Annotated in this window: 18 protein-coding genes and 1 tRNA gene; 3 read left to right on the top strand and 16 right to left on the bottom strand. The window is 70.5% G+C overall.

Translation table 11 applies throughout. The annotated features are described in order from the left end of the window. Positions 1–2: 2 nt before the first annotated feature. On the bottom strand, positions 3–3,125 hold the full coding sequence (locus ABZX37_RS07450) for an NACHT domain-containing protein (RefSeq protein ID WP_354736948.1): 3,123 nt from the start codon (positions 3,123–3,125) through the stop codon (positions 3–5). 275 nt (positions 3,126–3,400) lie between these two features. After that, positions 3,401–4,864, bottom strand: coding sequence for an FAD-dependent monooxygenase (locus ABZX37_RS07445; RefSeq protein WP_354736946.1), 1,464 nt, complete (start codon positions 4,862–4,864; stop codon positions 3,401–3,403). Between the two features lie 83 nt (positions 4,865–4,947). On the opposite strand from ABZX37_RS07445, the gene ABZX37_RS07440 reads away from it, so the two are divergent. Then, a complete protein-coding gene (locus ABZX37_RS07440; RefSeq protein WP_354736944.1) occupies positions 4,948–5,553 on the top strand; it encodes a TetR family transcriptional regulator in 606 nt (201 codons plus the stop codon). Positions 5,554–6,222: 669 nt separating this feature from the next. Here the strand turns inward: ABZX37_RS07440 and ABZX37_RS07435 are convergent. Beyond that, positions 6,223–6,295: transfer RNA gene (locus ABZX37_RS07435), tRNA-Asn, on the bottom strand. Positions 6,296–6,472: 177 nt separating this feature from the next. On the opposite strand from ABZX37_RS07435, the gene ABZX37_RS07430 reads away from it, so the two are divergent. Then, positions 6,473–6,652, top strand: a complete 180-nt coding sequence (locus ABZX37_RS07430) for a hypothetical protein (RefSeq protein WP_116204675.1) — start codon at positions 6,473–6,475, stop codon at positions 6,650–6,652. A gap of 34 nt (positions 6,653–6,686) precedes the next feature. On the opposite strand, the gene ABZX37_RS07425 is transcribed toward ABZX37_RS07430, so the two are convergent. The 4 genes from ABZX37_RS07425 to dnaG are packed head-to-tail and all read right to left on the bottom strand — an operon-like array spanning position 6,687 to position 10,530. Continuing rightward, complete coding sequence (locus ABZX37_RS07425) at positions 6,687–7,262, bottom strand: class I SAM-dependent methyltransferase (protein WP_354736942.1); 576 nt, start codon at positions 7,260–7,262, stop codon at positions 6,687–6,689. Then, on the bottom strand, positions 7,262–8,029 hold the full coding sequence (locus ABZX37_RS07420) for a trans-aconitate 2-methyltransferase (RefSeq protein WP_354736940.1): 768 nt from the start codon (positions 8,027–8,029) through the stop codon (positions 7,262–7,264). The genes ABZX37_RS07425 and ABZX37_RS07420 overlap by 1 nt, the downstream gene beginning before the upstream one ends. A 52-nt stretch (positions 8,030–8,081) precedes the next feature. Further along, a complete protein-coding gene (locus tag ABZX37_RS07415) occupies positions 8,082–8,606 on the bottom strand; it encodes a hypothetical protein (protein ID WP_354736938.1) in 525 nt (174 codons plus the stop codon). Between the two features lies 1 nt (position 8,607). Then, positions 8,608–10,530 (bottom strand): DNA primase, encoded by a 1,923-nt coding sequence (dnaG, locus tag ABZX37_RS07410; protein WP_354736936.1) that lies wholly within the window; start codon positions 10,528–10,530, stop codon positions 8,608–8,610. A gap of 42 nt (positions 10,531–10,572) precedes the next feature. Here dnaG and ABZX37_RS07405 point away from each other — a divergent pair, with 42 nt between their 5' ends. Further along, entirely contained in the window at positions 10,573–11,514 is a 942-nt protein-coding gene (locus ABZX37_RS07405) for a sigma-70 family RNA polymerase sigma factor (RefSeq protein ID WP_354736934.1), read from the top strand. A gap of 21 nt (positions 11,515–11,535) precedes the next feature. Here the strand turns inward: ABZX37_RS07405 and ABZX37_RS07400 are convergent, their stop codons facing one another. From ABZX37_RS07400 to ABZX37_RS07360, 9 genes are all read right to left on the bottom strand, one after another. After that, complete coding sequence (locus tag ABZX37_RS07400) at positions 11,536–12,102, bottom strand: carboxymuconolactone decarboxylase family protein (protein ID WP_354736932.1); 567 nt, start codon at positions 12,100–12,102, stop codon at positions 11,536–11,538. A 63-nt stretch (positions 12,103–12,165) separates the two neighbouring features. Continuing rightward, on the bottom strand, positions 12,166–13,899 hold the full coding sequence (locus tag ABZX37_RS07395) for a glycosyl transferase (protein WP_354737199.1): 1,734 nt from the start codon (positions 13,897–13,899) through the stop codon (positions 12,166–12,168). Positions 13,900–13,991: 92 nt separating this feature from the next. Then, entirely contained in the window at positions 13,992–15,065 is a 1,074-nt protein-coding gene (locus ABZX37_RS07390) for a serpin family protein (protein ID WP_354736930.1), read from the bottom strand. Between the two features lie 34 nt (positions 15,066–15,099). Then, a complete protein-coding gene (locus ABZX37_RS07385) occupies positions 15,100–16,398 on the bottom strand; it encodes a deoxyguanosinetriphosphate triphosphohydrolase (protein ID WP_354736928.1) in 1,299 nt (432 codons plus the stop codon). Between the two features lie 30 nt (positions 16,399–16,428). Then, complete coding sequence (locus ABZX37_RS07380; protein WP_354736926.1) at positions 16,429–17,085, bottom strand: YdcF family protein; 657 nt, start codon at positions 17,083–17,085, stop codon at positions 16,429–16,431. A gap of 260 nt (positions 17,086–17,345) precedes the next feature. Beyond that, positions 17,346–17,951: a response regulator transcription factor gene (locus ABZX37_RS07375; RefSeq protein ID WP_009080931.1), complete on the bottom strand. Its 606-nt coding sequence runs from the start codon at positions 17,949–17,951 to the stop codon at positions 17,346–17,348. Next, positions 17,948–19,177, bottom strand: coding sequence for a sensor histidine kinase (locus ABZX37_RS07370; protein ID WP_354736924.1), 1,230 nt, complete (start codon positions 19,175–19,177; stop codon positions 17,948–17,950). The genes ABZX37_RS07375 and ABZX37_RS07370 overlap by 4 nt, the downstream gene beginning before the upstream one ends. Positions 19,178–19,200: 23 nt before the next feature. Next, complete coding sequence (locus ABZX37_RS07365) at positions 19,201–19,941, bottom strand: ABC transporter permease (protein ID WP_354736922.1); 741 nt, start codon at positions 19,939–19,941, stop codon at positions 19,201–19,203. Further along, complete coding sequence (locus ABZX37_RS07360; protein ID WP_354736920.1) at positions 19,938–20,867, bottom strand: ABC transporter ATP-binding protein; 930 nt, start codon at positions 20,865–20,867, stop codon at positions 19,938–19,940. The genes ABZX37_RS07365 and ABZX37_RS07360 overlap by 4 nt, the downstream gene beginning before the upstream one ends. Between the last annotated feature and the right edge of the window lie 274 nt (positions 20,868–21,141).

Genomic DNA, 21,141 nt, shown 5'->3' with positions numbered 1-21,141 from the left:
GCCTAATTGCGCAGCTTCGCGGCGAGCTCGTCGCCGACGGCCTTCGCCGCGATCCGGGCGTCCGCCTGGTCCACCCCGCGCAGTTCCAGGACGTGGAGCCGGTCGGCCAGCGGTCGCAGCAGGGCCAGGTCGTCGAGCGGATACGGGTCGCGCAGCACGAGTCGGCTCAGCGCGGGCAGTTCGCCCAGGGCCTCGACCTCGTCCGGCAGCAGCACTCCGCTGACCGTCACCTTCTCCAGCGAGGGCAACCGCTCGATGCCCAGCAGCGACCGGCTCTCCGGGCGGTTGTGGATCGCCAGCTCGGTCAGGGCCAGCCCGGCCGGAATCGGATGCAGGCCTTCGGAAAGCCCGGGATGCCGAAGCGACAGGGAACGCAGCGGGGTCCCGGCCAGCGTGCCGAGGGCCGGATAGGCCCGCACCGTCTTGCCGATCGTGAGCAGGCGGAGCTTCTCGACCGAGGACCCACTCAGGCCGGACAAATCCCGCAGCGCGCTGTACGCGGAAATGGTCAGCACTCGCAACGCGGCACAGTCCGCCAGCGGACGCAGGTCCCGGATCACCTCGTTGGACGCGATCTCCAGCCGCCGCAGCTGCGGCACGGCGGCGAGCGGGCGGAGGCCGTCGCGGTCGCTGACCAGCGCCATGTCGCCGATCATCTTCACCGCGCGCAGCGTGGCCAGGTGCCGCAGCCGGGGCAGCATCCCCCACCGGTGCACGTTCAGCACCAGGTCTCCGAAGTCTACTTTGGACAGCAGCTCGGCGGCGTAGGCCTCGGAGAAGTCGAACGCCCGCCATCCGCGCAGCAGCTCGTTGACGACCGTGGACTGGTGCATCGCGGTGAACGGCCGGATCTTCTGCCAGGCTTCCTCGCCGCCCACCAGCGCGAGAGTGCGCAGCACCGCGGCGGCGGCGGTGTCCCGGTTCGGCCCGGTCAGCTCGTCCGGTCCCGGCAGCAGGCCGACGACGAACCGGCCGGCCTTCGCCAGCATCTCCGCCTGCTGCACGTCGACCGGCGGCAGCAGCTGGCGCGCCGCCGCCTCGACCTCGACGCGCTGGCTGTGCGGATCCACCACGTCGGCGTACTCCAAGCACGCCGCGGCGACCAGCTTCAGCCGGTCCGCGACGGCCTTGTCGGTGCTGCGCCGGGCCCGCCGCAAGAGATTGCCGAGCAGCTCGGCGACCTCGCCTTCCCGCGCTCGCGCCGCGGCCATGAAGACGACCTCGTACCAATAGTCCTCGTGCGCGTGGCCGGCCAGTTCGTCGAGCTGCCCCCGCTTCACGAGGTCAGCCGCGGCCAGGTAGTCGCGGAACGTGCGGTGGATGAACTGGATCTGGCGGTCGGCCGGGCTCTCCCGCAGCACGGACCGCTCCAGCAAGTGCTGCAGCAGCGGCCCGGAGGAGAGATCCTGCGCACGCAACCCCTTCTTCGCATCGTCCAGCCGATCGAGCGCCTCCGATCGGGGCACCAGCAGCTCGTTGCGCCGCACCATCGCGGAGGCGAACCGCTCGAGCAGAATCTGCTTCTCCGCCTTGACCAGGTCGACGCCGTCGACGACCGTCATCCCGCGGTGCGCCGTGTCGTCCCAGCGCGTGAGCAACAGGTCGATCGCCTGGTCGAGCAGTTCGCGGCGGGTCCGGGGCAGGTACTGGTCCTCGCGGTAAAGAGCACACAGCAGCCCGGCCATCAGCGGGCTGGACACCAGGCCGCGGAGGTTCGGGCGGGCCTCCAGCTCCGTCCGCAGCCGCTCCGGATAAGTCCTCAGCAGCTCCCGCTGCTCGGCGCTCGGCTCCTGGTCGGCAGCAGCGGCGAACCAGCGGCCGATGACCCTGCCGAGACCGAGCCGGCTCAGTTCCGGCAGCTCGAACCGCTCCAGGCCGATCCCGGTGTCGGTCTCGACGAACCACTGGTCGTCCACAGCGGACGGCCGGGTGCTCACCACACACCGCGCGTCCGGGTAGGTGAGCACCAGCGTCTCCACCCACTGCCGAGCGCTCGCTCGCCGGTCCGCCACGAGCTCGTCGAGCCCGTCCACCAAGAGCATCGCCCGGCCGGACGCGAACAGCTCGGCGGCCCAGCCCTCCGGTTTCTCCTCGGCGAGCGTGGGCGCGACGGCGCCCAGCAACAGCTCCGGGTCCTTCGGCAGGTCGGTCTCCGCGAACAGACGCAACGAGATCGGGAAGGGCACGACCCCGCGCCACGGCCCCTCCTCGTCGTGCCGGCGCGCGACGTCGTTGGCGAGCCAGGCCAGGAACGTCGTCTTGCCCGCGCCCGCGCCGCCGAGCAGCAGAACCCGGCGCGCGTCGGCGATGGCATTGGCCGAGTCCGTGCCCGCACCGGTCAGCTCCGGGTCGGGCACCGCCGTCTGCCGCCGGGTGACCGGCGGGACGACGTAGTACTTGTCGAAGGAGCAATCGGCCGGACCGCGCCTCCGGGCGACCTTGAACAGCTCGAAACCCGCGTTGTCCTCGCGGACGAAATCGACGTAACGTTCCTCGAAATTCCGATCCGGAATGGGGTCGCTGTCGGATGTCCGGTCCGGGTAGGAATCGTCCGGACGGCTGATCCACGCGTCGCTTCGGGTTTCCTTGTTCTCCACGCGAACGCGCCGGTACGACTTCGGCCGCGCGGCCGCGATGTGCTGGACCACCTCGTCGTAGAACCACGCCGACACCGCGAGCGCCACCACTCCGGACGACTTGTCCAGCGCCCCGCGCAACGGCGCCGAGTTGACCAGCCGGAAGGCGAGGTTGATGGCGGTACCGGCGTAGCCGTGACTGTCCGCGGCAACCTCGCCGGCGTGCATCGCCACCCTCAGCTGGATCCGCTCGTACTCGGGCAACCGGCCATTGCGCTCGCCGAGGGCACGCGCCAGCTCGTCCGGCAGCGCCGCCGCGAGCGGATTCTTGGAAAGCTGACCCGGAATCAGAATCAGCACCCCGTCGCCACGATCCTCGCGCGGGCACTTGTCCCACGGAACACCGGACCGGTCGAACGCCGTCTCCAGAGCGCGGTAAACGCCCGTCCTCGCCTCGATTTGCGCCGGCCGGGTCAGGAAACGGCTGAATTCCTTGATGTCGACGACGACAATCGCATAATGGCCGTCGGCGGGCCCGATCCCGGTCACGAATTCCAAGCTACACTGGCGGCGCGGGAACAGCACCGGGTTCGCCGCACACCCGGGAACGACGCCCGAGGACGCCTTCCTCAGTCACGTGAACAACGGACTTCCGACCGCCCTCCGCACGACTCGCCGGACCCAGCAGCAGCGATCCGCCGCCACGGCGCCACCGACCAGTTGGCCGGCTCGATGACCACGGCCTGGCTTCCAGCCAGCATCGCGGAAGGTTCCGGTCGTGTCCGGGTCGGGCGGGTGCGGGTGCCATGCCGCGCGGGGTTCGATCAACCCTGGCGATCAGCGGGCACTCGCGGCAGTCCGAGGGCGCTCCTCGTGCCGATCGCCGGCATCGCACCGGTTCCGCGCCATCCGAGGTGACCGTCGGGGCGGATCAGGACGCGCTCGCCGGGAAGGGGCTCGTAGGCCCGGCGCAAGCAGCCGTCGGCGTCGAGCGCGTCGGCGTCGAGGACCTGGGCGCCGACGACTGGTTCCGCGGTCCCGTCGAAGGCCAGGACCGTCCAGTCCGCTCGCCGGCGCAGCAGGAACAGCGTGGTGTCGCCGAGCGGGGCGTCCGGGGCGCGATCGCCCGGTCGCAGGCCAGGCTCCCCGGGATCGGCGCGGTAGCTGATGTCGAACTGCAGGCCTTGGCGGGCCAGTGCCGCCGGTCGATCGGCGTAGCCGATGGCACCGGTTTCGAGCACGTAGCGCGAGAGTTCGCTGGAGAGCCCCAGAACCTCCGCGGCGACCGGTTTGCGCTCGGCCTCGTAGGTGTCCAGCAGAGCCTCCTCCGCGCCGTCGAGAACCGCGGCGAGCTTCCACCCGAGGTTGACCGCGTCCTGGATGCCGGTGTTGAGACCTTGGCCGCCGGCGGGCGAGTGCACGTGCGCGGCGTCGCCGGCGAGGAATGCCCGCCCGACGCGGAACCGGTCCGCCATCCGTACGTTGAGCCGCCACGTCGAGGACCAGCCGATCCGGCGCAGCCGCACCCGCGGCCGGATCCCGTCGACCACGGCGTGCAGCGTCGCGTCGTCCGCCTCCCAGCCCGGATCGGGCGAGCGCAGCCCCAACGCCCAGGTCGGGCTCGCCGGCATCGGGCACAGGGAAAGGAAGCCGGCGCCGTGGGCGCCCACCAGGTCGAACTGGTGCCAATGGTCCCGGTCGAGCCCGTCCAGCTCCACCTCGGCCAGAAGCATCCGCACCTCGTCGCGGGTCTCGCCGAGGAACCCGACCCCGAGAGCCCGCCGGACAGCGCTCGAACCACCGTCGGCGCCGACGAGATAGCGCGAACGCACGCGTCTCCGATCGGCGAGCACGGCAGTGGTTCCGTTCCGGTCCTGCTCGACGGCCACCACGCGAGCGTTCTGCTCGACCGCGGCGCCGAAGTCGGCGAGCCGCTCGCGCAGCACCTGCGTGGTCCGCCATTGGGGGATGATCATCGGCCGCGCGAACGGCTTGTCGGGCGTGGGGTCGAGACCAGGATGCCTGTCCCGCTCCCGCACGGCGCCATCCGTCGCGTACTGGCGGAACGGCAGCCCGAATGTCCCCAGCGCCACCAGGCGGTCGGTCACCCCGAGCGGGTCGAGCACCTCCAGCGTCCGCGGCTGGATGCCGTTGCCGCGCGGACCGGGGAACGCGCCCGGCGCACCGTCCAGCACTCTCACCCGGCGGCCGCGCCGAGCCAGTTCGGCCGCCGCCACCAGACCCGTGGGGCCCGCTCCGACGACGGTGACTTCTGTGTCCGTATCCATGGCCACGACCTTAACAGAAAATAGGACTGAGTCTCAAAAGATACTCAGTCCTATTATCGCGGAGGTGTGCCACACTCTGCGGGGTGAGCTCCCTGCGCGAACGCAAGAAGGCGCGCACCCGTGCCGAGATCCAGCGCCAAGCGCTGCGCCTGTTCGCCGAGCGCGGGTACGAGGCGACGACCGTCGAAGACATCGCCGGCGCGGCCGAGGTCGCCCGCAGCACGTTCTTCCGCTACTTCGCCACCAAGGAAGACGTCGTCCTATTCGACGATGTCGACCCGCTGTTCGAGAAAGCCCTCGCCGCGATCCCCGCAGGCACCCCGCTGGTGGTCGCACTGATCAAGGCGTTGCGCGCCACCTTCACCGAACTCGACGAGCAGAAACGCGCCGACGAGGAACTGCGCATGCGGCTCGTGCGCACCGTGCCCGAAATCGGCGCCGCGTCGCGGGCCCGCAGCGCGGGAGACGTCGAGCAAACCGCGTGTTTGCTGGCCTCCGCACTCGGCCGCTCCGACGAGGACCTCGAGATCGTGACCCTCGCCGGAGTGCTGATCGGCGCCCGCCTCGTCGCGCAGACCCTCGTCGCGCGCGAACCCAGCCGCAGCTACGTCGACGCCACATTGGAAACCCTCGAACGACTCCGCGGCGGCATCCCCCTGTTCGACGAGCCCGTCGTCGGCTCCCCGTGACAGCTTGCCCGGCACCGCACTGCGATGACACACACTGTTCGCGTTCACGATCTCGCAGGAACCGAGAGCAATTTTCGGGCTCGCCGGGACGAGAGTGAAGAATTGAGCATCGCCACCTCGGCATGCATACACCAACGGCGGATCACGGTTTTTCCGGAAATTGTCCGGTAGTGTCAGGAACTGATTATGGTAATTTTTAAGCTGATATTTGCCGCCGAGCGCGTCTCTGCCACGACGGTTGACGTCCGACCACAGAATCTCCGGACGACGCACGGTCCGCGGCTTCAGCACGCCGCTGGCAATGACTCTTCCAGCGCTGCGGCGTTTCGCCCCGTAGCCCGCATTGATCGACTCAACCGCAACGAACTCGACGGCCGCCCAGCCTGAATCTGTCTGCTCACACCTGGCTCGGTCCCAGAACTCGATCGTCAACCCGACGCTGCCTCAGGCCCTGGATGCACGCGTCAGCACCGAATCGACATATCGAGCGCGCCAAGATCGATGGCAGCCAAGCGGAGCGCCGCCCCACGGCTTCGAACTGCCACCCGGCAACCGCGACGCACCACCGGCGACCCCGCCAGCCGACCGCTTGGACGACTGTCAAAATCGACCCTAAATCGCCCCTGCTCACAGACAGCAAAAAAGCCCAGGTCGCTGACCTGGGCTTTGCTCCCCCGCTTGGACTCGAACCAAGAACCCTCCGGTTAACAGCCGAATGCTCTGCCAGTTGAGCTACAGGGGATCGTGCTCCGCCGGTCCGGATCTCTCCGGGCTGACACGAAGAACTTTAGCCCATGTCGTTCCGGCCTCGCACAGGGGGGTGGGTCTTGCGGCCCGGCGGAGGGAACTCCGCGCGGAAGCCGATTGTGTTGGACAATGGACAGTCGGAAGTCCTGCTGAGAAAGAGGTGTGGCCGCCGATGAAGAAGTTCCTGCTGGGCGTGGGCCTGGGGTACGTGCTGGGCACCAAGGCCGGCCGGGGACGGTACGAGCAGATCGTGCGCACCTACCGCAAACTGGTCGACCATCCGATGGTCCAGGGTGCGGCGGGGGTGGCGCGGGCGAAGCTCGGCGAGAAGTTCGGGCGCGGGAACGGCTGAGCGGGCCCCAGCAGAACCCAGCAGAAGCCCCAGCTCAGGACGGTTTTTGCCAGGTGAGCGAGTATCGGCGCAGCACGTGCCGCCGGTACCGCACTCCTGGTAGCAACCGTTGCGCGGTCGTGCGCACCTCGCGGTAGCTCATCTGCGGCTGCATGGCTGGCATGCCGTCTGGGCCATGTGCTCGGCGAAGCGTCTTCACGGTGCGCACGATCGGTGCGGCTGCGATCGTCGCCGCCCAGTCGGTCACGCTCGCGTCGCGGGCCAGGCCGACGACGACCAGCGCGCCGCCTGGGTGCAGCAGGTCTCGCATTCGGGCGAGGGCTGGCTCGAAGTCCAGGTGGTGGATGGTGGCGACGGAGCAGATGAAGTCGTAGGCACCGAGGTCAGCGGAGAGAAAGTCTCCCTCGACGAAGGTGTCAGAGGACAGCGAACGGGCCTGAGCGACCATCTCCGGCGACTTGTCGATCCCGGTGACCGAACGCACCGCGGAAGCCAGTTTCCGCACCAGCAGGCCGTCTCCGCAGCCGACGTCCAGGGCGGTCGCGCATCCGGCGGGCACGGCGCGGAGGATGCCCGGATGGCGGGCGACGTTCGTGTTCCAGTACGACATCAGCCCGGGATCTTGGCGACGAAGAAGATCCGCCGGAATTCGAACCAGGTCGTGCCGTCCGGGCGGGGCGGGTAGGCCTCGTCGAGGAGCGGGGCCAAGTCATCTTGAAACTTGGCCCAGTCCTCGTCGGTCAGGGCCGCGCGGATGGGGCGGAGTGCGGTGCCGGTGATCCATTCCAGGACTGCCCCCGGGCCGGAAAGTTGTTGTACGTACGTGGTTTCCCAGGCGTCGACCAGGCATCCCGCGTCGGCGAGGAGGTCCGCATAGTCGCGAGGTTCGCCGACCGCGTCTTCGGCTCGCAGCGACACAGACGACAGCCTTGCGGCCCACTCAGGTGAGGCGGCTAGCTGGCGGCTGATGGCGTGCGAGGGGGCGGAGAAGTTGCCGGGCACCTGCACCGCCAGGACCGCTCCGGCCGGGAGTTCCGTGACCCAGCGGCGCAGCAGGTCCTGGTGCCCGGGCACCCATTGCAGGACCGCGTTCGAGACGACCACGTCGGTGTCTGGTTTCGGCGTCCACGTCCGGACGTCGCCGACCTCGGCGGCCACCCCGCGTTCGCGGGCCGCGGCGACCATCTCCGGCGAGCTGTCCATCGCCTCCAGGACCGCGTCGGGCCAGCGGAGCGCCAGGTCGAGGGTCAGGGTGCCGGGGCCGCAGCCCAGGTCGGCCACCCGGCGGGGCGAATCGGCCGAGATTCGCCCGATCAGGTCGTAGAACGGCCGGCCGCGCAGGTCGGAGTAGTCGAGGTACTTCGCCGGATCCCACACGAGCAGCCTCCCGCCGAGTAACAGTACAAACGTACTGAGTACGATCGTACTGCTACTCGCCGAGGTTGGCCAGCTTCTCCGCGACCTCCGCCGCGACCGCCTCGACCAGCGCCGGGTCGGTGCCCGGATCGGGGCGGACCTGCAGTTCCACGCCGTCGCGGCCGGGGACCTTGCGCTGGACGAACCACGCGCCGCCCTCGGGGAACTCGTGCCGGTGCCGTCCGCGCACCGAGCCGTCGACGCGCAGGCGCACCTGCTGCGGCACCTTTCCCGGCTGCGGCAGCCGGTACCGCACCGGCCCGCGGTCGGCCAGCACCGCGACCGCGCCCGCTCGCCCGGTCTCCTCCGATTCGGTCAGCGTGAACACGCCGTCGGCCCAGGTCGCCTTGCCCACCAGGTGCCAGCCGACCCGCCGCGTCGTGCCGTCGCCGGACGGGACCCACAGGCCCAGCGACGTCACGACCAGGTGCCCGCCGCCCTCGACCGCCGCCGCGGCGACCGGATCCTCGCCCTCGTCCAGCGTGCCGGGGAACCCCGCGGGCAGCCCGCCGCCGAAGAACCGGTTCAGCAGTCCCACGTCACTCCCACCCGCTCGCCGCCTGCTCGCGCAGCGACTTCCGGTACTGCTCCAGCGCGACCAGGTCGCCGAACAGCGCGCGGTAGTCGTCCGGGGCCTCGACCGGCGACAGCCGCTGCAGCTTCGACTTGATCTCGCCGATCTGCCTGCCGACGAGGTTCTCCTGCACGCCCGCGAGCACGCCGGAGATGTAGCGCGAGTCCACTTCCCCCAAGGCGCGCAACGGTTCCACCGCCAGTTCGCTGAGCACCCGGCGGACCGTCCCTTCCGGGCAGTGCGCCGACGCGGCGTCCAGCAGCGCGGGCCCGGTGAGCCCGGACGCCGCCCCGCCCGCCTTCAGCACGGCCAGGTGCACCGCGATGTACACCGGGTGCGTGAACGCCTCTTCGGGCAGCGAGTCGTACTCCGGACCGGCGATCGCGGGCTGCTGCAGCGCGGCCTTGAGCGCCTCGCGCTGCCCGACGAACCTCGGGTCGTTCGGCGCGGGACGCGGCAGGTCCTGCTTCTCCGGTTCGGGCGCCGGGGTTTCCTGCCGCGACGCGCCCCGCCGCGGCTGCGGTTCGGCCGGTCCGCGCCGGGACGCCGCTCCGGCCGCGCCGCGCACCCGGTTGACCACCTGCGCGACGTCCTGCCAGCCGACCCACCAGGCGAGCTTCGACGCGTAGCCGTCCCGGCTGGCCCGGTCCTTGATCGCGGCCACCATCGGAACGGTCTTCTGCAGCGCGGAAACCTGGCCGTCGACCGAATCCAGGTCGAACTGCTTGAGCATGCTCTTGATGACGAACTCGAACAGCGGCGTGCGCCGGGCCACCAGGTCGCGCACCGCGGTGTCGCCCTTCGCGATGCGCAGCTCGCACGGGTCCATCCCGTCCGGCGCGACCGCGATGTAGGTCTGCCCGGCGAACGTCTGGTCGCCCTCGAACGCCTTGAGCGCGGCCTTCTGGCCCGCCTCGTCGCCGTCGAAGGTGAAGATCACTTCGCCTCGGAAGGCGTCGTCGTCCATCATCAGCCTGCGCAGGACCTTCATGTGGTCCTCGCCGAACGCGGTGCCCGAGGACGCGACCGCCGTCGGCACGCCCGCCGCGTGCATCGCCATCACGTCGGTGTAGCCCTCGACCACCACGACCTGGTGCCGTTTCGCGATCTCCCGCTTGGCCTGGTCGAGGCCGAACATGACCTGCGACTTCTTGTAGATCTGCGTTTCGGAGGTGTTGAGGTACTTCGCCGAGATCCGGTCGTCGTCGAACAGCCGCCGCGCGCCGAAGCCGACCACGTCGTTGCCGACGTCGCGGATCGGCCACACCAGCCGCCGGTGGAACCGGTCCATCGGGCCGCGCTGGCCCTCCTTCGACAGGCCGGACGCGATCAGCTCCTTCACCTCGAACCCGCGGTTGAGCAGGTGCTTGGTGAGCTTGTCCCAGCCGCCGGGCGCGAAGCCGCAGCCGAACTGCTTGGCCGCCGCGGCGTCGAAACCGCGCTCGGACAGGAAGTCCCGCGCCGCCCGCGCGTCGTCGGTGACCAGCTGCTCGATGTAGAACTCGGCCGCCGCGCGGTGCGCCTCGATCAGCCGGGACCGGGTGCCCCGGTCGCGCTGCACCGACGCGCCGCCGCCCTCGTAGTTCAGCCGGACGCCGACCCGGTCGGCGAGCCGCTCGACCGCCTCGACGAACGACACGAGGTCGATCTTCTGAATGAACTTGATGACGTCGCCGCCCTCGCCACAGCCGAAGCAGTGGAAGGTCCCGTGAGTGGGGCGCACGTTGAACGACGGGGTCTTCTCGTTGTGGAACGGGCACAGGCCCTTCAGGCTGCCCCCGCCGGCACGGCGCAGCGCGACGTACTCCCCCACGACCTCGTCGATCCGGTTGCGCTCACGCACCTCCGCGATATCGCTCTCCCGAATCAGTCCAGCCACGGGAACCACAATAGTTCTCCCTCCCCCCGCGCCGTGCGGCACACTCGGGACATGAGCACACCGACAGCGCTCGAGGAGTTCGCCGCCGAGTTCGACGCCCATCGGCCGCACCTGATCGCTGCGGCCTACCGGCTCACCGGCGCCCGCGCGGACGCCGAGGACGCGACGCAGGAGGCCTGGCTGCGGCTGTCCGGGCTCGACGACGCGGGCCGCGCCGGGATCCGCGACCTGCGCGGCTGGCTGACCGCGGTGGTCGGCCGGATCTGCCTCGACCGGCTGCGCTCGGCGGCGGTGCGGCGCGAGAAGTACGTGGGCGAATGGCTGCCCGAGCCGATCGTCACGCCGCTCGGCGCGCCCGCGAGCGAGGACCCGCTCGAAGCTGCGGTACGCGACGACGGCCTGCGCATGGCCGCGATGGTGGTGCTCGACCGGCTGACGCCGGAGCAGCGCGTGGCGTTCGTGCTGCACGACGCGTTCGCGGTGCCGTTCGCGGAGATCGCCGACGCGCTGGGCTGCAGTGTGGCGGCCGCGCGCCAGCACGCCTCCCGCGGCCGTCGCGCGGTCGAAGACTCCGATCCGCCCGCCCGGCTCGAGCTGGCCGAGCAGCAACCGGTGCTGGAGAAGTTCGTGGTCGCGCTGCTGGCGGGCGACATCCGCGCGGTCACCGAACTGCTGCACCCGGACGTGGTGATGATCGGCGATTCCAACGGCCGCTCGCGCACCAGCCGCCGCATGATCGTCGGACAGGACAAGGTCGCCCGCTTCGTGCTCGGCGTACTGGCGAAGTACGCGCCGGGCACGATGGACAACGGGCGGCCGGTGCTCGTCAACGGCGACCTCGGCCTGTGGCTGCCGCAGCTGCCCGCGGTCGACGGCTACCTCGCCCTCGACGAGCGCGTGCAGACGTTCAGCGTGCGCGACGGCCGCATCGTCGGCGTCTACGACCAGGTCAACCCGGAGAAGCTCACCCGCATCACCCGGCCGGAGCAGTGACGCTCCGGCCCGGGCGGGCGGTCACGGGATCGGGACTCGGCATGCGTCGCCGGAGGTGAAGCCCTGGTCGACGATGCCGAGCGCGCTGTTCATCCGCGCCCGCGAGTTCTCCAGGCCGATCTGATACGTCAGCTCGACCACGCCCTTCTCGCCGAATTCGGCCACCAGCTCGGCGATCTGCTCGTCGGTGACCGTGACGGCCGGGCCGGACATCGCGTCCGCGAGCGCGAGCGCGAGCCGCTCCTGGCGGGTGAACAACGGCGACGTCGCGTACTCGTCGATGTGCTTGAGCCGGTCGATGTCGAGGCCGTCGTGCCGCTGCAGCATGGTGCCGAAGTCGACGCACCACGAGCAGCCGATCTGCGTCGCGACGCGATACACAGCGAGTTCCCGCACGTTGGCGGGCAGGTGCTTCGACGCCCTCTCCGCCATCAGCTCGTGCGCGATGCTGGTCCGCAGCAGCCCGCGGTGGTGCGCCACGACGGCCATCGGCTCCGGCACCGCGCCGTACCGCTTCCCGGCGATCCGGTAGAAGAGCTTCAGCACCGGGCCGCTGTCCGTGGCTCGTTTGACCGGGATACGAGGCATGTCGGGTCCTCCTTCTGAGTGGTTCGAGGGAGGAACGGGACAGCCGCTCGAGACGTGACAGCGTCAGCGGTGCCCGGTGATCGGGCGCACATCCCAGACCCAGACGCCGTCCACGTACTGCCCGGGTTTGCGCAGCAGGAGGTCGACCGTGGCGCGGTAGGCGTCGCTGTGCTCGCGCGGGATCAGCACGAGCACGCTGGCGTTCCAGTAGCGCAGGTCCTCGATCGCCTGGTTCCGGTCGGCGTCGGTGACTTCCTGTGCCTGTTTGGAGTCGCGGACCCGGTCGAACAGCGTCGAGGTCGGCCGCTGGTAGGAGCCGTAGCGGCCGCGTTTGTCGTTCGGACCCTGCGGACCGACGAAGTAGCCCTCCGGCATCGCGTACCGCAGTCCGGCGTCCATCTGCCAGTGCAGCGGCTCCGACTCCCCCGAACTCGGCAGCGGCACCGGCACGACCGTCCCGCCGGGCGCGACGTACATCTGCCAGGTGCCGTCGGCGAAGAACGCGGGCGTCGGCGGGCGTTTCTGCACGAGCAGCTGGGTCGGCGCGACCGGCAGCAGCACGGCCGCGACCGCGCCGATCCAGATCAGCCGCACCGGCAGCTTCAGCTGGCCCTTCCCGGCCGCGGTGAACACGCGATCAGTCGCGATCGCCAGCAGCGCGCCGATCGCGGGCACGCACGCCATCGCCAGCCGCGATTCCAGCAGCGATTCGAACAACGGCAGGTCCGCGAGCAGCTTCCACGGGCCGGGCACGCCGGTGTTCTCGTGCAGCACGGTGATCTCGGAGCCGAGCGAGAGCCAGGCCATCAGGAACATCGAGATCGCCAGCGAACGCGCCACGACCTCGCGCCACAGCCACGCCGTGATCACGACCATCAGCACGATCAGCGGCCAGCCGAAGAACGCGTTCTCCTCGGTGCGGTTCAGCGACACCGCGGCCGCCGCCTCCGACTGCCCGGACACCGACTGCGTCGCGAACCGGGTCATCGCGGCGGTGTCGTTGCCGACCTGGCCGTGCTCCAGCCCGGTGTAGCTGTCCGGGCCGAAGAACTGCCACCACAACGGGAACGCGACGACCACCAGCGTCAGCGCCACCGCGATGCCGCCGCCGAGCAGCACCGGCCGCACCATCGCCTTGACCTCGTGACGCCGCGAAGCGCAGTACGCGACCGCGAAGATCAGGAAGCCGAGCGCGAAGATCAGCAGCGGCTCTTCGCCGAGGAAGATCTGATACGCGGTAAGCACGCCGAGCCAGATCCCGTTGCGCACCGGGCGCTGGCCCCGCGCCAGCTGGATCACCTTGAGCGCGATGAACGGCAGCAGGAACCACGCGACGAAGTTCGGATGCGCGTTGGCGTGCGAGATCATCGGCGGCGCGAATCCGGCGAACGCGCCGCCGATCGCCGCGGACACGCGGTGCCGCACGAGATGCCGCGAGAACACCCAGTACCAGGCCGCCGCGCTGCCGGCGAGGCTGCCGGTGAGCGCGATCGCCCAGGTGGCCGTCGGGCCGAACACGAGCGTGATCGGGGTGAGCGGGATGCCCAGGCCCAGCATGGCCGTGTTGGCCATCATGTTCACGCCGAGCGGGTAGTTCTGCAGCCCGCTGGTGAGCGGGTTTTCCAGGTGCTGCACCGATTTCGCGGTGACCGCGAAGAACCATTCCCACAGGTTCTGGTCCGACGCGCTGTTCCACAGGTAGCCCTGGCCGAGGTCGGCCCACAAGCCGCCGAACAGGAGCACGGAGAACGCCAGGTACGCGCCGATGATCCCGGCGTCCGCCCAGGACCGGCGCATCCGCGGTTCAGCGGCGGTGACAGCGGCTTCGCCGGGTTCGCGAGGCGGTGCTTCGGGTTTCGCTTCGGGGTTTGCTTCGGGCCGGAACACGCTCACGCGGGGCGCACCACCCGGGCGAAGAAGTACACCGCACCGGTTTCGGCGTGGCGCACCAGCAGCAGGAACGGCCGGTCGACGCGGACTTCGAGCGGGTCGCCGGAGATGAGCGACAGAGTGCGCATCTGGATCGCGGTGGCGGCGGCGCCTTCGAGGCCTTGTTCGTCCAGGCGCAGCACGGCCTGGTGCAGGATGCTGTCCACCCACAGCGGGCGGTAGGGCGTGAGACCGGTGAGATCCGCGTCGTCGGTGAACAACTCGCGGACGCCGAGGCCCTGCAGCGCCCGTTCGAGGTCGGAGCGCACGTCGAGCGAGATCTTGGGCAGCGAGAGCTGGATCTTGTGCTGCTTCGGGCTTTCCAGCAGCCCGCGCAGCGCTTGCGTGTCGAGCGCGGCTTCGGCGCTGTCGAGGTCGCCGTCCGGCAGCAGGACCACCGTCTCGACGCCGCCCTCGGCCGTCAGCCGGACGACCTGCCAGCCGTTTTCGTGCGCGTAGCCGACGGATTCGTCCAGGTGCATCGTCGGCACCTGGCGCACGCCGTCGGGGGTGTGGAAGTCGGCGTCCGAGGTGGCGTGCTCCGGGAACGGGTGTCGCCAGGCGGTTTTCAGGTAGAGGGCGTTGACCAGACTGGCGCGCGTGTCCGGGTCGATCGCGCCCTCGGGCAGCAGCGCCGGGATCAGCCCGTGAGTGGTCTGGTCCACGTCGGCGTTGATCCGCTCGCGCGCGCCCTCGGGGTCGGATTCGAACGGCGCGGTCTCGGCTTTGCCGCCGGGCCAGCGCACGAGCTCGGCCTGGAAGCTGTCCTCGACGGTGATCAGGTCCGAGGCCCAGAGCGTGTTCGCCACGGCCAGCTGGGCCTTGTCGCCCAGCTCAGCCGCGGCGTGCAGCAGCCCGCTCTGGTCGCGGCCGAGCACGGCGGCCAGTTCTTCCGCGGTGCGTCCGCGCGCGGCCTGCTCGGCTAGACCGAGCGCGCTCGCCGCCGAGTAGGGCGAGAAGCACGCGTCGGTCCCCGGGGGCGCGGTCGCACCGTGCAACGCCAGGGTGAAGGTGAGGTGGCTGTCCAGGGCCATGCGGCGACCGTACCGGAACGGGTGGTTCCGCGGCTCACGGTTCGGCAGGCGGCGCCGTTCCGTGCCGTCCGGTGTGCCATCGATGCCATTCGTACGCCTGCGCGTCGGTGAGCGACGCCACCTGGTCCACCACCACCCGCAACCGCGCCGCGTCGCCGGAGGCCGCGTCCCACGCGGGCACCAGCAGCGGGTCGAGTGCCTCGGGCGCGCGGCGGCACAACGCCGCGACCAGCTCGGTGATCACCTCGCGTTGCCCGTCCTGCATCGCCAGCCGGCGGCGATCGCTCATCACGTACCGCAGCGCCAGCGCCTTGAGCAGCGCCACCTCCGCCCCGACCTGCTCCGGCACCGCGAGCCGCGCCGCGTACCGGGTGAGCGGGCCCTCGCCGTAGCCCGCGCGGGTGCCGGTGACCGCGGCCGAGGCGAACCGGCCGACGAGTTCGCTGGTGAGCCGTTTGAGCGCGACCTGCGCGCGCAGCGAACCGTCCGGCTCCGCGCGCACGAGCTCGGCGACCACCGGCAGGTCGAGCAGTTCCTTCGCCGCACCCTCCAAAGTGGACACCGACAGCGTGGAGAAATGCCGGGAAGCGGCCTCGGCGACCGCCGCGCGTTCCTCCGGATCGGCCAGCAGCCGCAACCGGATCCGGCCGGCCAGCACCCCGTCCTCGACGTCGTGCACCGAGTAGGCCACGTCGTCCGCCCAGTCCATGACCTGCGCTTCCAGGCACCGGCGAAGGCCCGGCGCGCCCTCGCGGATCCAGCCGAACACCGTGGTGTCGTCCGGGTACACGCCGTATTTCGGCTCCCCGGACCGGCGCGGCCACGGGTATTTCGTGGTGGCGTCCAGACACGCCCGGGTGAGATTGAGCCCGGCCGTCGCGCCGTCCGGGCCGACCGCCTTGGGTTCCAGGCGCGTGAGGATGCGCAGCGTCTGCGCGTTGCCTTCGAAGCCGCCGCACGCCTGCGCCACCTGGTCGAGCGCGCGTTCGCCGTTGTGGCCGAACGGCGGGTGCCCGATGTCGTGCGCCAGCCCCGCGGTGTCGACCAGGTCCGGGTCCGCGCCCAGCTCCTCGGCGATGCCGCGGCCGATCTGCGCGACCTCCAGCGAATGCGTGAGCCGCGTCCGCGGCGCGCCGCTGACCTCCGCGCCCTCGCCCGGCCCGACCACCTGGGTTTTGCCCGCCAGCCTGCGCAGCGCGGCGGAATGCAGCACCCGCGCGCGGTCGCGGGCGAACGCGCTGCGCCCGTCCGGCCGCGCGCCGGACAGCGCCGCGCCCTTGGGTTCCTCGGCCAGCACGCGGGCGCGGTCGTGCTCGCGGTAGCCGTCACTCACCCCGTCAGCTTAGGCGCGGGGACCGACAATTCAGCCCATCGTCGTGCCGAACAGGTCGTCCGCGGGCGACTTGGTCAGCTCGTAGAACAGCAGCGCGCCGGTTTCGCGGAAGATGTAGCGGACCTGCGTCGAGCGCTCCTGCACGATCGGCCCGCTGTGCGTCGGCGCGGTCCACGCCTCCAGCCCGAGGTCCTCGGACATCGTCCGCGACCGGTAGGAATGCCACGGATCGCTGACCAGCACCACCGAACGCCAGCCGCGCGCCTTCACCTGATCGGCTACCGCGCGGAGGCTGCGCAGGGTGTCATTGCCCTCGCCGACCGGCAACGTCGCGGTTTGCGGCACGCCGTGCTTGGTCAGCCAGCGCGCGCCCGCGGTCGCCTCGGTGAAGTTGTCGCGGGTTTTCTTGCCGCCAGCGGTGATGACTGTCTTCGAGACGCCCTCGGCGTACAGCTGACGCGCCTTCTCCAGCCGTGCGGTGAAGATTTCGGAAGGCTTGCCGTTGTACTGCGCGGCGCCCAGCACGACGATCGCGTCCGCGGGCGTCCGGTCGTTCTCGCGCGCGACCTGCCACACCCGGAACGCGGTGCCGCCGACGACCGCGACGAGGGCCAGCACCACACCGAAAACGATGCGGCGCACCCAGTTTCCCGCGGTGGGTCCTGTCCACGCGTCCATGGCGGACATCCTCGCAGAGCCGCTCCCGGGTGCCGGGAAGGCGCCCCGATGCCACTCTGAGTATGTCCCGAGACCGCGCGGTTCTGGGTGCATTCCCCCACGCCCGTCACGCCTTCGACGCGTTCGCACGCCAAGGTGGCCTTTGGCGCGTCCAACGCACTCGACGCGGCGTGGGGCGTTCCTGGGGCGTTCACGGCACTCAGCGCGGCTTTCGGCGCGTCCACATACCCCACGCCGCACCGAGGTTCTCGCCGGGAAACCGCGCGCCCCTAAAGCCAGCCGCGTTCCTCGGACAGCCGCACCGCCTCCGCACGGGTGCGCGCGCCCGTCTTCCCTATCGCCGACGATAGATGGTTGCGCACCGTTCCGTCGGACAGGAAAAGGGATTTCGCGATGTCCGCGACCGTGCTCCCGTCCTTGGCGGCGCTGAGCACGTCACGTTCCCGGGCGGTCAGCGGGCTCGTCCCGGTAGCGAGCGATTCCGCGGCCAACGCCGGATCGACCACCCGAAGTCCACTGTGGACTCGACGCACCGCCTCGACAAGCTGTTCCGGCGGCGCGTCCTTGACGACGAACCCGGCCGCGCCCGCCGCCATCGCCCGGGCGAGATAGCCGGGGCGGCCGAAAGTGGTGCAGATGATCACGCGGCACGCTGGCAGCGCGGTTTTCAGCTCGGCCGCGGCGGTGAGGCCGTCCATGCCGGGCATCTGCACGTCGAGCAGCGCCACGTCCGGCGCCGTTTCCTTCGCCGCGGCCACCACCTCGTCGCCGCTGCCGACCTGGGCCACGACTTCGATGTCGGCTTCCAGGCCGAGCACGGTGGCCAGCGCCCCGCGCACCATCGCCTGGTCGTCGGCCAGCAGCACCCGGATCACGCAAGTCCTCCAGCGGGTTCGGCCCGCACCGCGACGGCGGCTCCGTCCGGGCTCGGCTCCGGGGCCTCGGCCCGGACGACCCATCCTCCCCCGGGCCGCGCCCGCGTCGTCACCGTGCCCCCGATCGCGGCCAGCCGTTCGGACAACCCCCGCAACCCGTTGCCCGGCGTGACCTCCCCCTCGGCGCAGCCGTTGTCCTCGATCTCCATCCAGTCGCGGCCCAGCCGCACCTTGACCGCCTTCGCACCGGAATGCCGCAGCACATTGGTGATCGCCTCGCGCAGCACGTAGCCGAACGTGCTGTGCAGCTCCGCGCGCACGTTGTCCACCGCGTGCGGCAGCTCAGCCTCGATCTCCGCCGCGCGCAACGCCGCCCGCGCCCCCGCGATCTCCGCGGGCAGCGACACCTCCCGGTACTCCGTCACCGTCGCCCGCACATCCGACAGCGCCGAACGGCTCAGCCCTTCGACCTCGCGGATCTCCTGCACCGCGCGGTCGATGTCGCCGGAGCTTTCCAACACCCGCCGCGCCAGCCCGGACTTCACCGTGATCGTGGTGAGGCTGTGCCCGAGCAGATCGTGCAGGTCGCGAGCGACCCGCTCGCGTTCGCTGGCCACCGCGAGCGTCGCGATTTCCTTGTTCGCCAGCTCCAGCCGCCGGATCGCCCGGATCAGGTTGGACATGAAGAACATCGCCGACGTGACCGAGACGACCGTGATCACGTCGGAGACGTGCTCGGACAGGTCCCCGCGCAGCCACAGGACCAGCACCAGCAGGCCCAACGCCGTTCCGTTGAAGATCACCGACCACGCGGCCGGGAACAGGAAGGCAAGCGTGGCGGTGGCGTAGAGCAGGACGTAGGGGTTGGCGTCGGTGGCGAGCGCGCACGCCAGGCCCAGCACCAGCATGACCCCGCCGAACCAGAGCTTCATCCGCCGGGGCTTGCCGAAGACCGCGGGGAACACCGCGTAGCAGGCACAGTAGGCGTAGACCAGCACGCCGAGCAGGATCCGGATCCCCAGCGGCCCGGAGTCCACGACCAGTCCGCGGGTCGCCGGGATCAGGAACGGCAGCACGAACGCCAGGGCGAAGATCGGCCAGCCGATCTTGTGCGGGCCGCGTCCCGGGCGCACCGGCGGATCGTCCCACCAGGACGCCCGGTCGTTGAGCCCGAACCGGTGCGCGGCGGGGTCGCCGGTCGTCGCCTCTCGGCCGAGTGGCCACACGTCGTTCTTCCTTCCCCGCCCGGTCAAACCCGAGCGCTGTCCTTACGGTATCGCCTGACCACGACAATCCCGAGCGCCAGCGTCCACGCGCCCAGCACGCCGATCGCCGTCGGCAGGCTCACGAGCAGCTGATTCGTCACCGCGGGCCGGACCAGCCCGAGGACCCAGTAGGTCGGCATGATCTGCGCGACGTCGTGCATCCAGGACGGCATGCCCTCGAGCGGGATCCAGAGCCCGCCGAGGAAACCGATGCCGAGGGTGACGATCATGCTGATCGGCTGCATCGACTCCGGCGTGCCGAACTGGCCCAGCAGCAGTCCGAGCAGCACCAGCGGAATGGTGCCGAGGAAAATGCCGAGGAAGATCCGCAGCCAGCCCGCTGGGTCGAGGTGCACGCCCTGGGAGAACGCGGCGATGACCGGGACCAGGACCAGCGCGGGCAGCCCGGCGAGCATCCCGGACACTGCTTTGCCGCCGAGGTAGCCCGCGCCGGACAGCGGGGTCAGCCGCAGCTGCCGCTGCCAGCCGCCCGCCCGCTCGATCGCGAGCCGGGCGCCGTTCGTAGTGGCCGCGGCGAAGGTCCCGAATGTCATCATGTTGACCATGAGCACGCCCGCGACCGCGACGTGGTCGGGCGCGGACTTGTCGGTGAACACGTTGGCCTGCAACAGGAACATGATGACCGGGAAGGCCACGACGAAGATCAGGAACCGCGGCGAGCGGAACAGCCTGCGGGTTTCGACGACCAGGTAGGCGGGGTTCATCGGACTGCTTCTTCCGTTTCGTCGGAGGTCAGGGAAAGGAACGCGCCTTCGAGGCCGACCGCGCCGATCTCGATGTCGTGCACGGCCGGGACGGCGGCGAGCAATGCGCGCAAGGTGGTGTCGGAGTCCGAACTGGACAGTGCGACGCGTTCGCCGCGCAGTTCGAAGGACGTGACCGCGGGCAGCGTCGAGACCAGCTGGTCGCTGACCCCGGCCGGAAGCACCGCGCGGATCGTGCGGCCTCCGGCGAGGGCGCGGACCTCCGCGACGGACCCGTCGGCGACGATCTCCCCGGCCCGCATCAGCACCACCCGGTCGGCGAATTCCTCGGCCTCTTCGAGGTAATGGGTCGCGAACAGCACGGTGCGGCCGGTGTCGGTGAACGAGTACATCGACTTCCAGAACTCGCGCCTGCTGCCGACGTCCATCGCCGCGGTCGGCTCGTCGAGCACGAGCAGATCGGGATCGGACACCAGCGCGACCGCGAACCGCACGCGTTGTTTTTGGCCGCCGGAAAGCTTGTTGGCCCGCCGGTCGGCGATATCCTCGATGCCCGCGCTGCGCAGCGCGTCCCGCACCGGCATCGGACGACGGTGCAGTTTCGCGACGAGACCGACGGTTTCGCGCACGGTCAGGTCGTCCAGCAGCGTTCCGCCCTGCAGCATCGCCCCGATCATCCCGGCGCGCACCGCGTCGGCGGGCGTCTGGCCGAACACCGAAACGGTGCCCTGGTCGGGTTCGGTGAGCCCCAGAATCATGTCGACGGTGGTCGATTTGCCCGCCCCGTTGGGCCCGAGCAGCGCCACCACTTCCCCCGGCGCGATGGTCAGGTCGACCTGCTTGACCGCGCGCACGTCGCCGTAGCGCTTCGCGATCCCGCCCAGCCGGATCGCCGCCCCCGCTGCGATTTCCTGTGTGTTGTCCATGGCTTGAAGCCTGCCGCGCCGAGGCGGCCGGTACGCAGGCCGAGCGTCACGACCCGACCGTGACAGGTGTCAGGGGTGCCCGGGGCTGAACGCCAGGGACATAAGCCGCGTGACCTCGGCCCACCGACCGTCCACAAAGGACGCCAATAGCACCGAAATACCCGATTTGTCGCTAGGTGGCCGTGTCTTGAAGTCCGGCTTCCGTACCCGGGCCCGGGGCCCACAGCGACGTGCGCTAACTCGGATCGAGCCAGCTGAGCTGGGGAAACACGCC

This window comes from Amycolatopsis sp. NPDC004079, from assembly GCF_040610415.1.
Lineage (GTDB): Bacteria > Actinomycetota > Actinomycetes > Mycobacteriales > Pseudonocardiaceae > Amycolatopsis > Amycolatopsis halotolerans.
The sequence above is the reverse complement of the archived record's forward strand: the minus strand, read 5'-3'. Positions and strand labels throughout refer to the sequence as shown.